At 39.1% G+C, this 23,998-nt stretch carries 12 protein-coding genes; all 12 read left to right on the forward strand.

All coding sequences use genetic code 11. The features are described from left to right. Positions 1–184: 184 nt before the first annotated feature. The 12 genes from BXU10_RS00230 (at position 185) to BXU10_RS00280 (ending at position 23,935) form a co-directional block, all read left to right on the forward strand. Positions 185–2,929, forward strand: coding sequence for a glycoside hydrolase family 78 protein (locus BXU10_RS00230; RefSeq protein WP_078225626.1), 2,745 nt, complete (start codon positions 185–187; stop codon positions 2,927–2,929). Positions 2,930–2,938: 9 nt separating this feature from the next. Next, positions 2,939–4,366 carry an acetylxylan esterase gene (locus tag BXU10_RS00235; protein ID WP_223255358.1) on the forward strand — a complete coding sequence of 476 codons (1,428 nt, stop codon included), beginning with the start codon at positions 2,939–2,941 and terminating at the stop codon, positions 4,364–4,366. 230 nt (positions 4,367–4,596) lie between these two features. Next, on the forward strand, positions 4,597–7,062 hold the full coding sequence (locus BXU10_RS00240) for a glycoside hydrolase N-terminal domain-containing protein (RefSeq protein WP_078225627.1): 2,466 nt from the start codon (positions 4,597–4,599) through the stop codon (positions 7,060–7,062). 347 nt (positions 7,063–7,409) lie between these two features. Further along, positions 7,410–8,978, forward strand: a complete 1,569-nt coding sequence (locus tag BXU10_RS00245; RefSeq protein WP_078225628.1) for a glycosyl hydrolase family 65 protein — start codon at positions 7,410–7,412, stop codon at positions 8,976–8,978. Between the two features lie 216 nt (positions 8,979–9,194). Then, positions 9,195–9,656, forward strand: a complete 462-nt coding sequence (locus BXU10_RS00250; RefSeq protein WP_223255359.1) for a transglycosylase domain-containing protein — start codon at positions 9,195–9,197, stop codon at positions 9,654–9,656. A 95-nt stretch (positions 9,657–9,751) separates the two neighbouring features. Further along, on the forward strand, positions 9,752–12,226 hold the full coding sequence (locus BXU10_RS00255; RefSeq protein ID WP_223255360.1) for a family 78 glycoside hydrolase catalytic domain: 2,475 nt from the start codon (positions 9,752–9,754) through the stop codon (positions 12,224–12,226). After that, positions 12,223–12,510: an alpha-L-rhamnosidase C-terminal domain-containing protein gene (locus BXU10_RS25115; RefSeq protein ID WP_255405965.1), complete on the forward strand. Its 288-nt coding sequence runs from the start codon at positions 12,223–12,225 to the stop codon at positions 12,508–12,510. The genes BXU10_RS00255 and BXU10_RS25115 overlap by 4 nt, the downstream gene beginning before the upstream one ends. Positions 12,511–12,638: 128 nt before the next feature. Then, a complete protein-coding gene (locus BXU10_RS00260; protein ID WP_078225630.1) occupies positions 12,639–13,787 on the forward strand; it encodes an exo-alpha-sialidase in 1,149 nt (382 codons plus the stop codon). A gap of 54 nt (positions 13,788–13,841) precedes the next feature. Then, positions 13,842–14,735 (forward strand): sugar phosphate isomerase/epimerase, encoded by an 894-nt coding sequence (locus BXU10_RS00265; protein ID WP_078225631.1) that lies wholly within the window; start codon positions 13,842–13,844, stop codon positions 14,733–14,735. A gap of 102 nt (positions 14,736–14,837) precedes the next feature. Next, entirely contained in the window at positions 14,838–17,570 is a 2,733-nt protein-coding gene (locus BXU10_RS00270) for a glycoside hydrolase family 20 zincin-like fold domain-containing protein (protein WP_078225632.1), read from the forward strand. A 263-nt stretch (positions 17,571–17,833) separates the two neighbouring features. Further along, a complete protein-coding gene (locus tag BXU10_RS00275; protein WP_078225633.1) occupies positions 17,834–21,322 on the forward strand; it encodes a malectin domain-containing carbohydrate-binding protein in 3,489 nt (1,162 codons plus the stop codon). Between the two features lie 189 nt (positions 21,323–21,511). Then, positions 21,512–23,935 carry a sugar-binding domain-containing protein gene (locus BXU10_RS00280; RefSeq protein ID WP_078225634.1) on the forward strand — a complete coding sequence of 808 codons (2,424 nt, stop codon included), beginning with the start codon at positions 21,512–21,514 and terminating at the stop codon, positions 23,933–23,935. Positions 23,936–23,998: the final 63 nt, after the last annotated feature.

Raw genomic sequence — 23,998 nt, forward strand, 5'->3', positions numbered from 1 at the left:
ACGGAGGAGGAATCTCCGTAAGAAGCTCTACAAACAAAGTCCTCAACAGTGCGGAATAGCAAGCGGAGATTCCTCGTTCCTCGGAATGACAAAAAAGAGGCTTTGGCATGGTAATAAACGGGTTGAATACTTTAAAAAAAAATAAAAAATAAAATCTGCTCAATCTGCGAGTAAAAAAATAAATATGAAGAATTTAAAAAACATATTTTATCTCTTTTTCCTATTAGTAACTTTCATCTCGAAAGGACAAATTTCTGCTGAGCATTTACGATGCGAAATGACAGAAAATCCATTGGCTGTAAACACTAATCAACCAAGATTAAGCTGGCAATTGGTTTCCCAAAAATCAAATGTATCACAAACTGCGTATCAGATTTTGATAGCTTCTTCAGAAGAAAAACTAAAGAAAAATGAAGCCGATTTCTGGAACAGCGGAAAAGTAGTTTCCAATAAAAATCTTCAAATTACCTACAACGGAACTCCATTAAAAACCGAATCCAAATATTTCTGGAAAGTAAAAGTCTGGAATCAAAAAGAGAAATCTTCCAATTGGAGTAAAACAGCTTCTTTCAGAATCGCACCTTCAGCATTAAATCCAACTTGGATTGGCGCCATTACCAAAGCCGACAGTCATTTACCGGAAGGCAGAAATTACCATACCGCGACTTTCAAACGAGAAAAAAAAGATGCTCTAATCAATGCTTCCGATTCGTTGTCGCGCAGAAGTATTATGCTTCGTAAACCATTTTCGGTTAACAAAGAAATAAAAGAAGCAGTAGTGTACATTTCAGGTTTAGGACATTACGAATTAATCATTAACGGAAAGAAAATTGGCAACAGCGATTTTGCCCCTTTATGGACAGATTACGACAAAACGGTCAACTTCAACACCTATCAATTATCTGCTAATCAACTAAAAAAAGGCGAAAATGTAATTGGAGTTTTATTAGGAAACGGAATGTACAACACACTTGCCGAGCGCTATTCGAAATTCTATGTAAGTTTTGGTCCTCCAACTTTGTTTTTCAAAATGAAAGTGATTTACAAAGACGGTTCCGAAGACATTATAAAATCAGATGAAAGTTGGAAATACAGTAAAAGTCCGATTACCTACAACAGTATTTTTGGAGGCGAAGATTACAACGCCAATTTAGAACAAAAAGGCTGGAACGAAAAAGGATTCAATGATTCGGCTTGGAAAAAAGTAATCGTTCAGGAAGCACCAAAAGGTGTTTTAAGACCACAGATTACAACACCCATTACAATCCAAAAGCAGTACGAAGTTAAAAAGGCAAAAGAACTGAAACCTAACTTTTTTGTTTTCAATATGGGACAAAATCTTTCGGGATTTACCACCATAAAAGTCAAAGGAAAAAAAGGACAAACTGTTCGTGTTTGGGTAGGTGAAAGCCTGAATGAAGACGGAACAGTTAGTCAGGGAAAAACTGGAAAACCATATTATTACGACTATACATTGAAAGGTGAAGGCGTTGAAGAATGGCAACCGAAATTCAGTTATTACGGCTTTCAATATGTGCAAATAGAGAACATCAATTATAAAGAAACTAATAACGAAAATCTGCCAACATTGGTAGATTTGAAATCGAATTTCATTTACAATTCGGCAGGAGAAGCAGGAACTTTTGAATCGTCCAATGACATTTTCAATAAAACACACTTGCTGATTAACAACGCTATCAAAAGTAATTTTCAAAGTGTTTTCACCGATTGCCCGCAACGCGAAAAATTGGGTTGGTTGGAAGAAATTCACTTAAACGGACCCGGATTATTGTTCAATTATAACCTCGAAAGTTTTATTCCGGCGACAATGCAAAACATTTCCGATTCGCAACGAGATAACGGTCTGATTCCAACCATCGTTCCCGAATATGTAGTCTTCGGAGGCGATTTTACAGACTCACCGGAATGGGGTGTGACAGGCGTGATTCTGCCTTGGATGTATTACGAATATTACGGCGACGCTTCGTTAATCGAAAAATATTATCCCGTAATGAAAAGATATGTGGATTATTTGGGAACCAAAGCCACCAATCATATCGTTTCACACGGTTTGGGCGATTGGTACGATTATGGAACGCATCCGGCGGGTTATTCCAAAAACAGCCCGATTGCGCTTTCGGCCACTTCTCATTATTTTTATGGAGCGAGTTTGCTGGCAAAAGCCTCCAAATTATTGAACAAAACAGAAGATATTGCAAAGTACGAAAAGCTGACTTCAGATATCAAAAACGCTTTCAACAAGGAATTTTTCAATCCCGAAACCAAACAATACGGAACCAGCAGTCAGTTCAGCAATGCCGTTCCCGTTTTTATGGATATTGTAGAACCGCAATACAAACAGGCGGTTATGCAGAATTTATTAAACGACATCAAAGCAAAAGGCGACCGATTAACAACAGGCGATGTCGGAAACCGTTATTTATTTCAGGCTTTGGCACGAAACGGCGAAAACGAAACGATGTATAAAATGAACAATCACTACGATGCGCCGGGTTATGGTTTTCAGATTAAATTTGGCCTGACTACTTTGACCGAGCAATGGGATCCGCGCAAAGGAAATTCGTGGAATCATTTTATGATGGGACAAATCGAAGAATGGTTTTACCAAAGCCTGGCGGGAATCGTTCCCGATGATCAAAATCCGGGATTTAAACATTTCTTTATTCAGCCGGAAATCGTGGGCGATATGACTTTTGTAAAAGCAACCTACAAATCCATTTACGGAAATATTGCTTCGGCCTGGGAAAAGAAAGACGGTAAGTTAATCCTGAGAGTGGAGATTCCTGCCAATACATCAGCGACCATAAAATTGCCAATCGAAAAGAATTCAGAAATAAAAGTCAACGGAAAACTGACTAAAGATTTGAAATTAGGATGCGGAAAATATACAATTGAATGCAAATTATAAGATTTAAAAATGACGACAATTAAAAACATACTTTTTGCTCTACTGGTTTCAATCTTTGGATTGACACTTGCAAACGCGCAATGCACATCCGATACGAATTTCAGAAAACCGGTTACGGAAACCATCAAAAACATCGAAACCATTTTCAAAATCACCGTAATTGATGACAGAGGTTTATTGAAAGGAAAAGAACTCGATTACGCTGATTGGCGAATCGAACAAGGCAATCTGGAAGTTTCTCTGGCGAATGTTTTAGTCCCTTTTGAATTGACGTATTTCAAACAGCCGGACGGAAAATACCAAATCCGAAAATATGAAAACCATAAAGTTTCAGTCGATAAAGGAAAAGAGCGTTTAGATTATTTGACCACTTTATATTCCAATGTTGCCGACTGGGAAAAACGAAAAAAGGAGTTAAAAGCTTGTATGACCATGTCATTTGGTTTAGACAAGGCGCCCCCAACACCAAAGTCTAAACCACTTTTAACGCCAAAAAGAATCTATAAAGATTACAGCGTCGAGAATATAGCTTTAGAAATACTGCCTGGCGTTTACACAACGGGATCGATTTACAAACCCTATCCGTTAAACAAAAAATCAGCGATTATCTTAACGCCCGATGGACATTTTGGTGACGGAAGATACCGAAAAGACGAGCAATACCGTTGCGCCATAATGGCCAAAATGGGCGCGATTGTAGTAAGTTATGACCTGTTTGCCTGGGGCGAATCCTTATTGCAATTCCCCGAAGAAACCCACCGAAATAGTATCGCCTCAACCGTTCAGGTCTTGAGCGGAATCCGATTATTGGATTATCTGGCAACCATAAAAAATGCCGATGTTTCGCGAGTTGGCGTTACCGGCGGTTCCGGCGGAGGTTCGCACACGATGTTTTTGGCCGCTTTAGACGATCGAATCACGGTTTCGGCTCCCGTGGTGATGGTTTCTTCGCATTTTTCGGGCGGTTGTCCGTGCGAGAGCGGTCGCGGAATCCACCTTTGCGGAAACGGAACCAACAATGCAGAAATCTCCGCAATGATGGCGCCAAAACCACAGTTAATCGTTTCAGACGGAAAAGACTGGACCTTGGCCGTTCCCGAATTAGAATTCCCTTTTATCCAAAGAACCTACGAATTATACGGCAAGAAAAGTCTCGTAGAAAACGCCCATTTTGCCAAGGAAGGCCACGATTTTGGCGTTTCAAAACGTATGGCACTGTATCTGTTTATGGCGAAATATTTAGGCTTGGATCTGAACAAAGTGAAGAACGAAAAAGGCGAAATCGACGAATCGACTTGTGTGATTGAGCCTTATGAAAAATTATATGTTTTTGGCAACAAAGCCGAAAATCTACCTAAAAATGCCCTGAAAGACATCAACAAATTATATGAAATGTTCGGAGAAAAAAATCTGAAAGTGTATGAAGTCAAGAAGTAATATTTGGGCGTGACCCAATTTGAAAAAGGGGCAACTCTCGAAACCGCTTAGTCGCCCCTTTCCCAAATCGGGTCGGGCTATCCGCGCTACTTCGGTAGCCAGCTTCTATCCCTCACGCACTCTCGTAAATCAAGAATATTTGTCTTTGATAAAAATTTAGGAATAAAAAAATATGAATTTAATAATTGATTAGCCAACAACAATCAACTATTAACCATCAACCATAAGTTATGAAGTTAAAAAGTAAAATTACAGCAATCTGTTTGGGAATTGTTTCCTTCGCTACAACGGCGCAAACCAACAGCCAACTAAAATTGTGGTACGACAAACCCGCCACCATCTGGAATGAAGCTTTGCCTTTGGGTAACGGCCGTTTGGGTGTAATGGTTTTTGGAGATCCTGCTGTGGAGCGTTTGCAATTGAACGAAGAAACCATTTGGGCAGGTTCACCAAACAGCAACGCGCATACCAAATCAATTGAAGCATTGCCAAAAGTAAGACAGCTGGTTTTCGAAGGAAAATTTGATGAAGCACAAGCATTGGCAACACAAGATATTATGTCGCAAACCAATGACGGAATGCCGTATCAGACTTTCGGTAGCGCTTACATTTCGTTTCCGGGACATCAAAAATATACCAATTATTACCGTGACTTGGATATCGAAAACGCCACTGCAAAAGTAAAATACACCGTAAATGGTGTAGAATTTACCAGAGAAATATTGACATCATTTTCAGATCAGGTGATTGTGGTAAAATTGTCGGCAAGTCAGCCGGGTCAGATTACGGCGAATGTTTTTATGAACAGCCCTATTGACAAAACCGTTCCGTCAACTGAAGGTAACCAAATTATCCTTTCGGGAGTTGGGACTAATTTTGAAAACGTAAAAGGAAAAGTAAAATTTCAGGGCAGAATCGAAGCCAAAAATAAAGGCGGTGAAGTTTCAGCAAGCAACGGAATCTTAATCATCAACAAAGCCGATGAGGTAACACTTTATATTTCGATAGCGACCAATTTCAAAAACTATCAGGACATTACCGAAGACGAAATAGCAAAAAGCAAATCGTATTTGGATAAAGCTTTGCCGAAAAGTTTTGATGAAATCAAAAAAGCGCACGTTGCCTATTATCAAAAATTCTTCAACAGAGTTTCATTGGATTTAGGTTCTAACGATGCCGTCAAAAAACCAACAAACGAAAGAATTCGTGATTTCAAAAATCAATTCGATCCGCAGTTGGCGAGTCTGTATTTTCAATTTGGACGTTATTTATTGATTTCGAGTTCACAGCCGGGAGGTCAGCCTGCTAATTTACAGGGAATCTGGAACGATATGGTAACGCCTCCGTGGGATTCTAAATACACTACAAACATCAACGCCGAAATGAATTATTGGCCGGCAGAAGTCACCAATCTTACCGAAATGCATGAGCCTTTTATCCAAATGGCAAAAGAGTTAAGCGTTACGGGAGCAGTAACGGCAAAAACAATGTACAATGCGAACGGCTGGGTTTTGCATCACAACACGGATATCTGGCGCGTAACTGCTCCGGTTGATTCGGCTGCGTCAGGAATGTGGATGACTGGTGGAGCCTGGATTTCGCAGGATTTGTGGGAACGTTATTTGTACACAGGCGATATCAATTATTTAAAAGAAATATATCCAATAATTAAAGGCTCTGCCGATTTCTTTTTGGATTTTATGATTATGGATCCAAACACAGGATATTTAGTGGTAGTACCATCAAGTTCTCCTGAAAATACACACGCTGGTGGAACAGGAAAAGCAACGATTGCCTCCGGAACTACGATGGACAATCAGTTGGTTTTTGATTTGTTTTCGAATGTGATTAAAGCTTCGAAACTGGTTGCTCCGGATGACAATTATACAAAAAAATTAAGTGAAGCTTTAGCAAAAATGCCTCCGATGAAAATTGGAAAACACAATCAGTTGCAGGAATGGCAGGAAGATTGGGACAATCCGAAAGACAATCACCGACACGTTTCGCATTTGTACGGCTTATTTCCGAGTAACCAGATTTCGCCAATCAAAACACCGGAATTGTTTGAAGGAGCTAAACAATCTCTGATTTACAGAACAGACGAATCGACAGGCTGGTCAATGGGCTGGAAAGTAAATTTATGGGCCAGATTATTAGACGGAAATCACGCTTATAAACTGATTCAGGATCAATTGCATTTAGTAACCGCTGACCAAAGAAAAGGTGGTGGAACCTATCCAAATATGTTGGATGCTCACCAACCGTTTCAGATTGACGGTAACTTCGGCTGTACTGCCGGAATAGCCGAAATGCTGATGCAGAGTCAGGAAGATGCGATTCATTTATTGCCTGCTTTACCAACGGTTTGGAAAGACGGAAGCATCAAAGGCTTGGTAACCCGAGGCGGATTTGTAATCGATATGACGTGGAAAAACAATAAAGTTTCGACTTTGAAAGTGTATTCAAAATTAGGAGGAAACTGCCGATTGAAATTGGAAAACACCTTAAGAGCAGAGAAAGGAATCGTGCTTAAAAAAGCAAAAGGTAAAAACCCGAATCCGTTGTTTTATGATGTGGAAGTAAAAAAACCGATTATTTCTAAAGAAGCAAAATTGCCTAAAGTGCAATTGCCGAAGTACACTGAGTATGATGTGGAGATGAAAGCGGGGCAGACTTATAGTTTTTCGGCGAATTAATTATTGATCATAATAAGTCATATAAGTTTAGTTTGTCATTCCGACGGAGGAGGAATCTCCGTTGCTAGATCGACAAAGATTGGAAGCTTTTGATTGTGGAGTTACTTGCGGAGATTCCTCCTCCGTCGGAATGACAAAAATGAGACAAAAGAATATAAAATTTAAGGTCTTGAAACCTTAAAGAAGTAGAAATAAAAATAAACGTGATCGTGAGACTGCGTGAGTGATGGCAGTGGAGCTCTTTTTTTGAGAGGCTTTTTCAGCCGAACAAAAAAAAGCGGGAACGTACAGCACGACCCGAAGTTTTTCACGGAGGGTCACGCCCAAAAAATTAAAATAAACAGAATATGTTACACCAATTTAAATACAAAATAATGGCGATTGTCATCCTGATTTCGGCTTTGAACAGCGGTTGTAAATCGGGAGCGGGGCATTCTAAAAAAGGAACTTCCGTAGTTTTGAAAGCGGATGATTTTAAGCATTATGTGGATTATTTCAACACGATGGAAGACGAGAATTTGAAATTTGCGATTCCGAATGACAGTGCGTGGGCGTGGATGGAAAAAAATGTTCCGTTGTTTGAATGTCCACAGCAGAATTTTGAGGAGATTTATTATTACCGTTGGTGGACGGCTCGAAAACACATCAAGAAAACGCCACTTGGTTTCGGAATTACTGAGTTTTTGGTAGATCGTTCGTATGCCGATAAATACAATTTGATTGCTTGTGCGGTGGGGCATCATATTAATGAATTTCGCTGGATGCACGATCCGCAGTACATTGAGCAGGATGTGAAAATTTGGTATCGTGGCAATGAAGGAAAACCGATGAACAAATTGTATAAATTCAGCAGTTGGACAGCTGATGCGTTGTACAATCGTTATTTGGTGAATAAGGATGAAAAGTTCTTGTTGGATATGTATCCGGATATGGTTATAGATTATGCGGTTTGGGAAAAAGACCGTCAGCGCAAAGATGGTTTGTTTTGGCAACACGATGTAAAGGACGGAATGGAAGAATCGTTGAGTGGTGGGCGAAAAGTACAAAATGCAAGACCGACGATAAACAGTTATATGTTTGGAAATGCTGTGGCGATTTCGAAAATGGCCGAGATGAAAGGCGACAAAGAAGTAGAGTCGAAATTTAAAGCTAAAGCCGATGTTTTACAACAATTGGTAGAAACCAAATTATGGAATCCGAAAAGTGAATTCTTTGAAACGTTTACCGAGAAAGATACTTTGGCACAAGTTAGAGAAGCGATTGGATTTATTCCGTGGTATTTTAATCTGCCACAAAAAAATAAAGGTTTTGAAAAAGCCTGGGAACAGATTAAGGATGAAAAAGGGTTTTCGGCACCTTTTGGATTGACAACTGCCGAGCGCAGAAGTCCGCGTTTTAGAACTCACGGAACCGGAACCTGCGAATGGGACGGAGCGATTTGGCCTTTTGCGAGTTCGCAGACCTTGACTGCTTTGGCAAATGTTTTGAATAATTACAATCAAACTTTCGTTGCGAAAACCGATTATTTCAAACAAATGGATTTGTATGTGCAGTCGCAATATTACCGAGGAAAGCCATACATTGGAGAATATCTGGATGAAAAGACAGGCTATTGGCTGATGGGAGACAAAGAAAGAAGCCGTTATTACAATCATTCGACTTTTAACGATTTGATGATTACGGGATTAGTTGGTTTACGCCCGAGAGCAGATGAAAAGATTGAAGTAAATCCGTTAGTTCCACAGGGAAAATGGGATTGGTTCTGTTTGGATAATGTGTTGTATCACGGGAATATTATCACGATTCTTTGGGACAAAACTGGGGAGAAATATGGTAAAGGAAAAGGGTTTAGGGTTTTTAAGAATGGTAAGGAAATTGCGGTTTCAGAAAAATTGGAGAAATTAGTTTCGGAGTAAATTTGTATTAAAATGGTTCACGCAGATTTGGCAGATTGAGCAGATTTTATTTCTGTCCAGTTTGTCATCCGAGTTACGAGAGTTATTTCTAAGTAACTCACAAAAAACTAGATAATTTATTATTGATAAATGTTAAAGAAAACAACTAAAAATATTGCTTTAATTTTAATTCTATTTTTTGTAGTCTATAATTTCTTGCTGAGTGATTTTAATCCAATGTTTAAAAATGAAAGGTTTGTTTATTTGACAAGTGCGTTAAAAGAAACTGAGAAAGAAGATTTAAAATCGATTGTTGAGATTTACAATAAAATTCATAAAACTGTAAAAGAAAGACAATGTATATCTGAATTTGCAACTTCACATATTGGTCCAAATAGACACGGATTTTCATTGACTAAAAAAATATATACATTAAAAATTGAGAAAGATTTCAGTAAAAATCATTGTTTGAAATTTGGATTATTAAACTACGATTTTGGGTATAAAAATATCGGAATAAAAAATGCTTCAAAATTTTATTTTGGTAAGAGTATTGAAAGTCTTAATGAGGATGAAAAGATCACTCTCGTTGCGATGTTTGAAAATTCAAGTTTATATAATCCATTAAGAAATAAAGATTTTTTGATGAATAAAGTGCGACTTTATAAAAGAATCTTACATCAAAAAAAGGATAACTAACATCTTAGCTAAATTGTAATTCTAAGTATATTTTTAGTCAATAAAATAATCTGCCGAATCTGCTAAATCTGCGAGAACAAAAAAATAAAAATAAAATGAAAAAGTTTTTTTTACATCTTACATTCATCATTATAACCCTGATTTCACTTTCGGCGAAAGCCCAAACAAAAATCAGCGTAACAAACCTGCAATGCGAAATGCTGAACAATCCCGAAGGAATTGATGTGGTACAACCGCGATTGAGCTGGCAAATAAAAGCCGATGTGAATGCCGTTAAACAAACGGCCTATCAAATTATGGTTGCCTCGACTTTAGAAAATCTAAATGCGAACAAAGCTGATTTTTGGGATAGCGGAAAAGTAACAAGTGACGAATCTGTCAATATTATCTACAACGGAAAAAAGTTGGGAGACCGACAAAATGCGTTTTGGAAAGTAACTGTTTTCACGAACAAAGGAGAAGTTGAATCGGCTACAACTGCTCATTTCAGCATTGGAATTTTAACCTATGCTGACTGGAAATCGACACGCTGGATTGGGTATGAAAAACTGTCGAAAGATGATAGCGTTTCGCAGTATTCGAGATTGTCTGCGCGTTATTTGCGAAAAGAAATTGATTTAAAAAAACAAGTCAAAAGTGCCAAAGTGTATATAATGGGAATGGGTTTGTATGAGCTGTATATCAACGGAAATAAAATTGGCGATCAGGTTTTGGCACCCGTTCCGACGGATTATACAAAAAATGTAAAATACAATGTTTTTGATGTGACTTCACAATTGAAAGAAGGCAAAAATATGCTGGGAACGATTTTAGGAAACGGACGTTTTTTTGCAATGCGTCAGGATTACAAACCCTATAAAATCAAATCATTTGGTTTTCCGAAAATGGCTTTGCAGTTGTTTGTTGAATATACCGATGGAACCAAAGATATCATGCGAACAGACGACACCTGGAAATTAACTACTGACGGACCGATTTTATCGAACAATGAATATGACGGTGAAGAATACGATGCCCGCAAGGAAATGAAAGGCTGGGCGACGACCAATTTTGACGATAAAAACTGGGTAAACGCCAGATACGTTCAGGAACCGGGTGGTTTTTATGAAGCACAGATGATGCCGAATATGAAAATAATGGGCGAGGTAAAACCAATTTCGATAAAAGCGACTGCCAAAGGAACTTATATTTTGGATATGGGTCAGAATATGGTGGGCTGGTTGCAACTGAAAGTCAAAGGAAAAAGTGGCGACCAAATCACAATGAAATTTGCCGAATCTTTGCAGGCTGATGGTTCGTTATACATTGCCAATTTGCGTGATGCGAAAACTACTGACGTTTATACTTTAAAAGGTGAAGGCGAAGAAATATGGGAACCTCGTTTTATATTTCACGGTTTCCGATTTGTAGAGATTTCAGGTTTTCCGACCAAACCAACTTTGGATAATTTCGTTGGAAAAGTGGTGTATGACGATATCAAAACGACTGGAACTTTCGAATCTTCAGATGCGACGATGAACCAGATTTTTAAAAATGCGTGGTGGGGAATCAGCGGAAATTACAAAGGAATGCCAATCGACTGTCCACAGCGAAACGAACGTCAGCCTTGGTTAGGAGATAGAACAACAGGTGCTTATGGCGAAAGTTTTTTATTCGACAACCAGACTTTGTATGCCAAGTGGCTGGATGATATTAAATATTCCCAAACACAGGATGGAGGATTGCCAGATGTGGCGCCGGCATTTTGGCGCTATTATGGGGATAACGTGACCTGGCCGGGGACGTATATTACTGTGGGCGATATGCTGTACCAACAATTTGGTGATGCAGAAGTGATCAAAAAACAATATCCGTATATGAAAAAATGGATGGTGTATATGGAAGAAAATTATCTGCAAAATGATTTAATGGACAAGGACAAATACGGTGATTGGTGTGTTCCGCCGGAATCATTAGAGTTGATTCGTTCCAAAGATTCTGCCCGTTTAACGGATGGACAATTATTATCAAGTGCGTTTTATTATCAGCTTTTGGGCATTATGAAAAAGTTTGCCAAAATCGCAAGTGCCGATGCCGATATTGCCCATTATGATAATTTGACAACAAGAATCAAAAAAGCATTCAACGCCAAATTTTTAAATACCGAAAAAAACTACTATGCCAATAATACCGTAACGGCAAACGTATTGCCTTTGGCTTTCGGTTTGGTTCCTGAAAACTTAATTGACAAGGTTTTCCAAAATATGGTTAACGAAGTGGAGGTTACTAAAAACGGTCATATCAGCACGGGAGTTATCGGAACACAATTTTTGATGCGAACGTTAACGAACTTCGGAAGAGGGGATTTGGCTTATAAACTCGCTTCCAACAAAACATATCCAAGCTGGGGTTATATGGTCGAAAACGGAGCGACAACCATTTGGGAATTATGGAACGGAAATACTGCTGATCCAACAATGAATTCTCAAAATCACGTGATGCTTTTGGGTGATTTATTGATCTGGTACTACGAAAATATGGGGGAATCAAGAGCAATCCCGAAACTCCGGGTTTCAAACAAATTATTATGAAACCTGATTTCAGAGCGGGATTGACTTTCGTAAACGCCTCTTACGAATCGATTTACGGATTAATTAGAAGCGACTGGAAGAAAAACAAAAACACTTTAGAATGGAAAATTACCATTCCGGCCAATTCATCGGCTGTGGTGTATTTGCCAACAGCGAATGCTTCATCGGTAACGGTAAACAAGCAAAAACTGGCTCAGTTTTCATCTTCTTATAAAACAGAAAATAACAACATAGTCCTGACTTTAGAATCGGGTTCTTATACAGTAAATCTAAGGCTTCAATAAGATAATTCGGGACAGTACAGGATGCTTGTCTGATTATTTAGTGTCATTTTTACACTTAATATTTTTTTTCCATTCTTATAATTGTATAGTATTGAAAATAAACACTATAATATTTTAAAATATAAATAATGAAATTGAAACAAATAACTATCGCTTTTTTTGGACTGCTACTTTTGGGAAGCTGTAAATCGGCTTTGGAAAAAAAGACCTGGAAAGAAGGAATTTTGGTAGATGAATTCATTTACGAAAAAGCACCTTATCCGTCCTGCCATTCCGTAACGATTGTGGAAGCAACCAATGGAGATTTGGTTTCGGCCTGGTTTGGAGGATCACACGAAAGACATCCGGATGTTTGCATTTATTCGGCCATAAAGCCAAAAGGAAGCGACAAATGGGGTGAACCCATTAAGGTAGCTGATGGTGTAATGAAAGACGGCACAAGATTTCCAACATGGAATCCTGTTTTATACCAAATTCCGGGTGGCGATTTGATGTTATTTTATAAAATCGGACCAAAACCATCTGAATGGTGGGGCATTTACAGAACTTCTTCTGATGGCGGAAAAACCTGGTCTGATAAAATTGATATGCCAAGTAAAGATTTTCTGGGTCCAATCAAAAACAAACCGGTTTTATTGAGCAACGGAAACTTATTACTTCCTTCAAGTACCGAAGGAAATGGCTGGCATTTGCGTATGGAATCCACTCCTGACTTCGGAAAAACCTGGGTGATGGGAGATACCATTTCAAGAGGGAAACAAAAAATCAACGCCATTCAGCCAAGCATTCTGTTTCATAAAGACGGAAGCATTCAGGCGATTGGGAGAACCAAAAACAGAGCTATTTTCAGTACATTTTCTAAAGACAACGGAAAAACCTGGTCGGATTTAGAACTAATCGGATTGCCAAACAACAACTCCGGAACCGATGCGGTAACGCTTAAAAACGGAAAACATTTATTGGTTTACAACCACGTTTTGCCTCCCGGAAAAGAAGCCAAAGGACCAAGAACACCTTTGAATCTTTCTATCTCAGATGACGGAATCAATTGGAAAGCAACATTAGTTTTGGAAGATTCAAAAATCAGTCAATATTCTTATCCGTCAATAATTCAAAGTTCAGACGGAATGGTGCATATTGTGTACACCTGGAGAAGAGAAAAACTAAAATACGTAAAAATCGATCCAAGTAAGTTAAAAGCAATTCCAATCAAAAATGGAATCTGGCCAGGACAAGAAGGTGTTGAAGTGAAAGCTGTTAAAGCGGAAGAAGAGTAAAAATTAATTATGAATTACGAATTGAAAATTACTAATTCGTAGTAAAAATAAAATATGAAAAATAGTAGTTTCATTAAAACTATCGCTGTAGTTCTGACAATTGTTTTGGCGGGAACATTCAACAGCGAAGTTTCAGCTCAATCATCCAAAAAGCAAAAATATAAAGTGGCCGTTTGTGACTGGATGATCTTAAAAAGACAAAAACTGGGAGCTTTTGGTTTAGCCAGTGAAATAAAAGCAGACGGAATCGAACTAGATATGGGCGGTTTGGGAAAAAGACCCACTTTCGACAGTAAACTGGGTGACCCGATTGAAAGACAAAAGTTTCTGGATAAGTCCAAAGAATTAAATGTTGGAATCAGTTCCATCGCAATGTCTGGTTTTTATGCACAGTCTTTTGCCAAAAGAGAATCCATAACACTTATGATTGAGGATTGCGTCAAGGCAATGAAAAATATGAAGGTAAAAGTCGCTTATCTACCATTAGGTACAGAAAGCGATTTGAATAAAAATCCCGAATTGCGTCCGATAATTATTGAAAGATTGAAATGGGCAGGAAAACAAGTCGGTAAAATTGGAGGAGTTATCGCCATTGAAACTTCATTAAACGCCACCGAAGAGAAAAAACTGTTGGAAGAAATTGGCTGTAAACACATCAAAAGCTCTTTCAATTTTGCGAATGCCGTGGATAACGGAAGAGACATCGCAACCGAATTAAAGATTTTAGGCAAAAAACATCTGGCACAAATTCACGCTTCCACAACAGATAGTGTTTGGCTGGAAAACGATAAAAATGTCGATATGCCAAAAATCAAAAAAACGCTGGACGAAATGAAATGGAGTGGCTGGCTAATCGTAGAACGTTCCCGTGACGTAACGCAGGTTCATAACATAAAAGCGAATTACGGAGCCAACGTTGCTTATTTAAAACGCATTTTTCAGAATTAAATTAATTACCGCAAAGACGCAAAGGCACAAAGAAAATTTAGCTAAGGATTAAATAAATTAAAACTTTGCGTCTTCGCGTCTTTGCGGTTAAAAAAAAATACAATGAAATATTTAAGCTTACTTTTTTTAGGACTATATGTAACTTTTGCATCAGCGCAAAACATCACCATCGTTCGTGATGCGAAAGCACCAAGAGCGCAATATGGTGCCGAAAAACTATCAGAAACTGTAACAGCAAAAGGACTCAAAGTAACTTTCGCAGACAAAACTCCTAAAAAATCAAAAGATAAAGTAATCGTTATTGGCGAAAAAGGAACTGATTTCTGGAAGCAAAATTCAAAAAGCGCTAAAATTGACGACAACAAACTGACCAAAAAAGAAGGCTTTCAAATCCGCACGCAAAAAAACATCATTTTCATTGAAGGAACAGATGCAACCGGAGCTTTGTACGGAGCTTTGGAATTGGCAGACCGAATCAAAACTTCAGGTGAAATTCCATCCGAAATCAATATCGAGGACAGTCCCGAAATGGTATTGAGAGGGTCTTGCATCGGAGTGCAAAAACCGGTTTATCTTCCGGGAAGAGACGTTTACGAATATCCATACACGCCCGAGTCTTTCCCTTGGTTTTACGATAAAAAACTATGGACAAAATACCTGGATATGATGGTTGATAACCGACTAAATTCCCTGTATTTATGGAACGGACATCCTTTTGCTTCGTTGGTAAAACTAAAAGACTATCCGTTTGCTGTGGAAGTAAGTGAAGAAGATTTCAAAAAGAACGAAGAAATTTATAATTATCTGACTGTAGAAGCGAATAAAAGGGGAATCTGGGTGATTCAGATGTTCTATAATATCATTGTTTCCAAACCTTTTGCAGAGCATTACAACATTAAAACACAAGATCGTTCACGTCCAATCACACCAGAAATTGCTGATTATACCAGAAAATCAATCGCGGCCTTTATCGAAAAATATCCAAACGTGGGATTATTGGTTTGCCTTGGCGAAGCAATCAACACGATTGAAGATGACGTAGAATGGTTCAATAAGACCATTATTCCGGGGGTTCAAGGCGGAATGAAAGCTTTAGGCAAAACCGAAGAGCCACCAATTATCGTTCGCGCTCACGATACCGATGCACCTTTGGTAATGGAAAAAGCACTTCCGTTGTATAAAAATTTATACACGATGCACAAGTACAATGGCGAGTCCTTGACGACTTACACGCCACGCGGCCCTTGGGGAGAAATTCACAAAAAGTTAAGCGCTTTGAATTCGGTTCATATTTCAAACGTTCATATTTTGGCTAATTTGGAGCCTTTCCGTTACGGTTCTCCCGACTTTATTCAGAAAACGGTTCAGGCAATGCATAGTGCTCACGGTGCTAATGCGCTACATTTGTATCCACAGGCATCCTATTGGGATTGGCCTTACACGGCCGATAAAACCAAAACAGGCGAGCGATTGCTCGAAATGGATCGCGACTGGATTTGGTACAAAGCCTGGGCAAGATATGCTTGGAACAGCAAAAGAGATCGAAACGAAGAGATTCAATATTGGAGTGAAGATTTAGCTGCTAAATACGGAACGGATGTAGAAGCAGCCAATAACATCCAAAAAGCATACGATGAGTCTGGAGAAATTGCCCCAAAAACATTAAGACGTTTCGGAATCACAGAAGGAAATCGTCAGACTTTATTGTTAGGAATGTTTGAAAGTCAATTAGTAAATCCAGCCAAATGGAGAGTCTATCCCGGATTCCACGAATCTTGTGGGCCAGTGGGCGAATTGCTTTTGGAATACGCTAAAAAAGAATGGAACAAAGAACCACACGTTGGGGAATTGCCAACACAAATCATTGCCGAAATCACGCAACACGGAAAATTAGCCGTTGAAGCCATCGACAAAGCCGAGTCAAAAGTAACCAAAGACAAGGAAGAATTTCTCCGCCTCAAAAACGATATGCACGCTTACAAAGCCTTCGCCGATTTCTTTTCGGAGAAAGTGAAATCCGCGATTTTGGTCTTGCGTTACAGTTATTCCAACGAAATTGCTGATTTGGACAAAGCCTTGCCGCATTTGGAAAAAAGCATCAAACATTATGAATTATTGGTGAGTCTGACCAAAGATCATTATTTGTATGCCAACAGTATGCAGACTGCACAACGCCGAATCCCGATTGGTGGAGACGACGGAAACAACAAAACTTGGGCCGAATTATTGCCACATTACGAACGTGAATTGGCTAATTTTAAACGAAATTTAGAATTGCTGAAATCGTCAAAAGATGGTAAAATTGTAACTAAAGAAGGTAAACCGTGGCAAACTGCCGAAGTAACTTTGTTGTCAGAATCAAAAGGAACTTACGCAGTCAAAAACGGAACAAAAGTGTATGGAACAGCAATTTCAGAGTTCACAAAAGTAGCTCCTGAACTGCAAAACCTAAAAGGAATTGCATTCGACGAGACAGCACAAAACGAAAAGGGAACACAGCTGAAATTCAAAAATACCAAAGCAGTAAAACTGGTGGTAGGTTATTTCAATTCCGACCAAAAGAGATTTTTATTTCCGCCAAGTCTGGAGACAGACGCAGCCGGAAATGCCCACGGTCAGGCCGAAGTAATCCTGGCAAGCGCAATGAATTTGAAGGAATTGCCACGAATCAACATTCACACCTACACCTTCCAACCGGGCGAAAACAAACTCGATTTGGGTAAAGGAAGAGTCCTGATTTTGGGCTTCATCGACGCCAATCAAACCATTACAACCCGTGATGTCGGCTACATCGACGAAGGCGAAAAAGGTGCGGTAGACTGGTTGTTTTATTAGGATAATTTGGGCGTGACCCTTCGTAAAAACTACGGGTCGGGCTGTACGTTCCCGCTTCCCGATGAAAAATCGGGAGAGCTCCACTGCCATCCCTCACGCAAAATGATTAGAGTGGAAATTTCCGATTTCCTGCAAGGTCTTTTTTTGACCTTGTAGGTATTTGAAATTAAAAATTATACTTACAAGGTTTTGGAAACCTTGCAGGATGTAAAAAAATAACCCAACTTAAATGACCTTATATGACTTATATGGTTTGAAAATATATGAAGAGATTAATTTACATACTATTTTTTATAACTGCTTTTTCTTCGTCGCAAACCCAAGAAAAAGGAGCGACCTTTCGTAAAGAAATTTCGCTGAACTCCTCTTGGGAAACTATTGTTTTGGACAAACTTCCTGAACAGGAAGAAACCTTTGTGCAAAATCCAAAAGTAGATGCACAATGGCAAAAAGTAAACGTACCCCACAACTGGGATCAGTATTACGGATTCCGAAGAACCAAACACGGCAATTTACACGGTACAGCTTGGTATCAAAAAACTTTAAAACTAGATAAATCCGATTCAGGAAAACGACTTTTCCTCTTTTTCGAAGGCGTAAGTTCCTATGCAACAGTTTGGGTAAACGGTAAAAAAGTCGGTGAACACAAAGGCGGAAGAACCACTTTTACAGTCGATATCACCAATGCTGTTTCTTTCGAAAAAGAAAATAATATAATCGTCAAAGCAGCACACCCATCTTTCATTGCGGACTTGCCTTGGGTTTGTGGCGGTTGTTCGGGAGAATGGGGATTCTCGGAAGGTTCACAGCCAATGGGTATTTTCAGACCAGTAACTTTAGTCGTTACCGATGAAGTTCGCATAGAACCTTTTGGTGTTCATATCTGGAATGACAAAGCAACTTCCAAAGAAAAAGCAATCCTGAACATTACGACCGAAATCAAAAACTACGGAACTTCAAACCGAAACTTAACTATCGAAAACACCCTTTTTGATAAAAACGGAAAAAAAGTAGTTAGCATAAAAAGTGATATCAAAAACACTTCAGGAGAAACAAAACAAATAGCACAAACACTTCCTGAAATTGCAAATCCAAAATTGTGGTCGCCAGCCAATCCGTATTTATATGAATTGGTCACTACAATTTGGGAAAATGGAAAAAAAATAGACGAATTAAAAACACCATACGGAATCCGTTGGGTAAGCTGGCCAGTTAGCCGTGACGGAAAAGACAATCGTTTTTATATTAACGATGAACCCTTATTCATCAACGGAACCTGCGAATACGAACATTTAATAGGAAACAGTCATTCATTTTCCGACGAACAAATCCATTGCAGAATCGAGCAGATAAAAGCAGGAGGATTCAATGCTTTTCGCGAAGCACATCAGCCACATAATTTAAAATACCAGGAAGAACTGGACCAAAACGGAATCCTGTTTTGGAGTCAGTTTTCGGCACATATTTGGTACGACACACCCGAATTCAAAGAAAATTTCAAAACCTTATTACGAGAATGGATTAAAGAACGCCGAAATAATGCATCGGTAGTAATGTGGGGATTGCAAAACGAAAGTACGATTCCAAAAGAATTTGCCGAAGAATGTACTCAAATCATTCGCGAAATGGATCCAATGTCGGCTTCGCAACGCATCGTTACGACCTGCAACGGTGGCGAAGGAACCGATTGGAATGTCGTGCAAAACTGGTCGGGAACTTACGGTGGCGATCCGTTCAACTACGATGTCGAAATGAGTACGCAATTGCTAAACGGAGAATACGGTGCCTGGCGTTCACACGATCTCCACACCGAAGGCGAATTCGACCAAAAAGGAGTTTTAAGCGAAAACCGTTTCTCTCAACTAATGGAAATCAAAGTCCGCGAAGCTGAATCGGTAAAAGATAAAATCGCAGGACAATTCAACTGGCTTTTTGCCTCGCACGAAAATCCGGGACGTGTACAAAACGGAGAAGGATTCAGAGATATTGACAAAGTTGGACCAGTAAATTACAAAGGACTTTTCAGCATTTGGGGTGAACCTCTGGACGCGTATTATATGTACCGCGCCAATTATGTTTCGAACAAAACCAATCCAATGGTCTATATCGTTTCGCACACCTGGCAGAACCGTTGGGATGCTCCGGGAATCAAAAATGGCATCGATGTTTATTCGAATTGCGATGAGGTCGAATTGTTCAATGACATCAATAAAGCATCACTCGGAAAACTAAAAAATCCGGGATTGGGGCAGCACTTTCAGTGGAATAATATCAACATTCAATACAATGTTTTATACGCTGTAGGTTATGTAAACGGAAAAGCGGTCGCCAAAGATTATATCGTTTTGAATAGTTTGCCAAAAGCACCTAATTTCAAGGTATTAGAAACCAAAAAAGAAACGCTATTACAGCCTCAAAAAAACTACAATTACATTTACAGAGTCAATAGTGGCGGTAGCGAAATCACGGATTCTTTCGGAAATTTATGGCAGGCAGATGTTCACAAAAGCGGAGACAATACGTGGGGTTCTTTGTCGTGGACAGATAATTTCAAACAACTGCCGGACTTTTATGCCAGTCAAAGAAGCACTTCCGACCCAATTTCGGGAACAAAAGACTGGAAATTATTTCAGAGTTTCAGATACGGAAACGACAAATTGCGTTACGAATTCCCAGCTCCCGACGGAGAATATCTGGTAGAATTGTATTTCACAGAACCCTGGTACGGAACCGGTGGAGGACTGGATTGCAAAGGCTGGCGTTTGTTTGACGTAGCGATAAATGACAATGTGGTGTTGAAAGATTTGGATATCTGGAGTGAAGTCGGACACGATTCGGCGCTTAAGAAAGCCTTCGTTGTAAAAAGTGTAAATGGAAAAATCGTTATCTCTTTCCCTAATGTAAAAGCAAGTCAGGCTATTATTTCAGCAATTGCCATTGCAACCAAAGATAAAAATGCAAAAGGAGCTTCGCCTTCGCCACGAAATATTCAGAACGTTGCAAGTAATTCACAAACTAAAATTGGTTCCTGGCTGGATATAAATTCTAAACAATATTCAGATTCTGAAGTTGTTTTTACGCAATTACCTGCTGAAGTTTATGGAGCAGATTATTTGCAAGTATCATCCAATGCAAAAAGTTCAGGTTCATTCGTAACCAAAGAAGATTCAGAAATTTATCTTTTTACTCAATCAAAAGATTCTATTTCAGGTTATAAAAGAATATACGAAATCGCTAAAAATTCAGATAAAGTGGAGTTTTCGGTTTTTCATAAAAAAATAAAAAAAGGAGAAAAAGTAGTTTTTGAAAACAGCACAATTGCTGTAGTTCCAACTTATGATATGGGAGAAAAAGACGATTCAAGACCAGTTGTACTTTTAGAAGCGGAAACCGCCAAAACCACCGGAACCGGAATCGAAAAAGGCAATTTCAAAAAAGCCGATTATATCGAGTTTACACAAAAAACAAAAAACAGCATTCAGTTTGAAGTAAAACCAGGAGTGGCCGGAATTTACCTGATGCGTTTCCGATTTATGAACAGAAACGAAACTCCGTTAAAAGTCAAATTCAAAATGGAAGACGCCTACGGAATCCTGATGCGAAATGATACGATTGAGTTTCCTTCAGCAACAGAAAAATGGAAGATATTGAATACAACTTCCGGCGGTTATATTAATGCCGGGACCTATAAAATCACAATAGAATCAGAGGATATGAAAGGCTTGCTTTTGGATTCTTTTGAGTTTCAGTAAATAATTTAAACCATATAAGTTATATAAGGTCATTTTAAGTTTGATTTTGCGTTGTTTTGTCATTCCGACGAAGGAGGAATCTTCGTTGCAAGATCGACAAAGATCGACTTTGATTGTGGAGTTACTTGCGGAGATTCCTCCTTCGTCGGAATGACAAACTGGTCGTAATTGGATTATAATAATAAGTTTATGAATAAAAATATTCTACAAAAAATAACAATTGTATTGGCATTGTCGCTTTTAGTTGCCTGTGCATCAAAAAGTAAAAACGCCAGAATCGTTGAAGATTTCAATCAAAACTGGAATTTCAAATTAGGCGATCATCCAACGGCAATTCAACCTGATTTCAATACTTCCGATTGGAGAAATTTGCAATTGCCACACGACTGGAGTATTGAAGGTACTTTCGATAAAGACAGTAAAACCAAACAGGCACAGGCATTTTTGCCGGCAGGAAAAGGCTGGTACCGCAAAACATTTATACTTCCGGAAGATTGGAAGAACAAAAACGTTTCCATAGAATTTGACGGTGTTTTCAAAAACAGTGAAGTCTTCATCAACGGACATTCGTTAGGAATGCGCCCGAACGGATACATTTCATTTACTTATGAATTGTCGCAATATCTGCATTTCGGAAAGGAAAACGTAATCGCCGTAAAAGTCGATAACGATGCACAGCCCAATTCAAGATGGTACACCGGTTCCGGAATTTACAGAAACGTGCGATTGGTGGCGAGCGAAAAACTGCACGTTGCGAAATGGGGAACGTATGTAACGACTCCGGAAGTTTCGGCAGAAAAAGCATCGGTTCGCTTGGAAGTAATGATTGAAAATAAAACCAATTCCGAAAAAGAATTTCAATTGGTAACTTCTATTTTGGATGCGAATAATAAAGAAGTCGCGAATGCTAAAACAACAGAGAAAATCGATGCGAATTCTAATGCAAAAAAAATCCACAATCTAAACGTAAACCAGCCAAAATTGTGGGATACCGAAAATCCGAATCTGTACAAAATTGTCACTACGATTTACGAAAATTCAAAAGCAGTTGATAATTACGAAACACCTTTAGGATTTAGATTCTTCAATTTCGATGCTGAAAAAGGATTTTCATTAAATGGAAAACCAACCAAAATATTAGGCGTTTGCCTGCATCACGACAATGGAGCTTTGGGAGCTGTGGAGAACATTCACGCACTCAAAAGAAAACTGAAAATCATGAAAGAAATGGGGGGCAATGCCATCCGAATGGCTCATAATCCGCACTCTTTAGAAATGATGCAGTTGTGCGATGAAATGGGATTTATTGTTCAGGATGAGTTTACCGATGTGTGGAAAAAGAAAAAAGTAACCAACGATTACCATAAAGACTGGGATGCGTGGCACAAACAGGACTTGGAAGATTTCATCAAAAGAGACCGAAATCATCCTTCGGTAATTATGTGGAGTATTGGAAACGAAATCCGTGAACAATTTGACAGCACCGGAATTGCGATTACCAGAGAACTGGCTCAAATCGTAAAATCGCTCGACATGACTCGTCCCGTTACGAGCGCTTTGACCGAAAATGTTATCGAGAAAAATTTCATTTACCAGTCGGGAGGTTTGGATTTGTTGGGATTCAATTACAAACACGAAGATTACAAAGACTTTCCGGTTCGTTTCAAAGGGCAGAAAATATTGGCTTCCGAAAGTGTTTCGGCACTTGAAACCCGTGGACATTACGATTTTCCTTCGGACGGAATTAAGGCCTGGCCTCCAAAACACGGTGCGCCTTTTGACGGAAACGCTGACTGGACCGTTACGGCTTTCGATCAGGTGCAATCCTATTGGGGAACTACGCACGAAGCCAATTGGAAAACCATCAAAAAACAGGATTTTATGGCGGGAACTTTCATCTGGACAGGCTTCGATTATCTGGGTGAACCCGATCCGTATCCGTATCCGGCACGAAGTTCGTATTTCGGAATCGTAGATTTGGCGGGCTTTCCCAAGGATGTTTATTATATGTACCAAAGCGAATGGACGACCCAACCCGTTTTGCATCTTTTCCCGCACTGGAACTGGCAAAAAGATCAGGAAGTCGATGTTTGGGCGTATTACAACAATGCCGATGAAGTAGAATTGTTCTTAAACGGAAAATCTCTCGGAAAAAAATCAAAGCAAAATGATGATTTACATATTTCATGGCGCGTAAAATTCGAACCCGGAACGATAAAGGCCATTTCCAGAAAAGACGGAAAAGTAGTTTTGGAAAAAGAAATTCATACTGCCGGAGCAGCTTCCAAAATTGATTTGAAAGTAAATAAAGCAACTATCAAAAATGATACTTACGATTTGGTTTACGTCACCGTTTCGATCACAGATAAAGACGGAAATCTGGTTCCGAATGCCGATCATAAAATCGATTTTGAAGTAACCGGAGGCGGTAAACTCGTTGGACTCGACAATGGTTATCAGGCCAATCTGGATTCTTTTAAAGCTTCATCCTACAAAGTGTTTAATGGAAAATGCATCGCCATCATCCAATCCAACGGGAAGAAAGAAAACATTCAGTTAAAAACTTCCACCGTAAACGGAATGTCAGCTACAATACTTGTAAAAGTAGAATAAGAACTTCAAAAAATAATTGTATTCAAAACTCCATTAGCGATAATGGAGTTTTTTTATGCACGT

The sequence above is a fragment of the Flavobacterium sp. LM4 genome (assembly GCF_002017935.1).
Classification (GTDB): domain Bacteria; phylum Bacteroidota; class Bacteroidia; order Flavobacteriales; family Flavobacteriaceae; genus Flavobacterium; species Flavobacterium chungangense.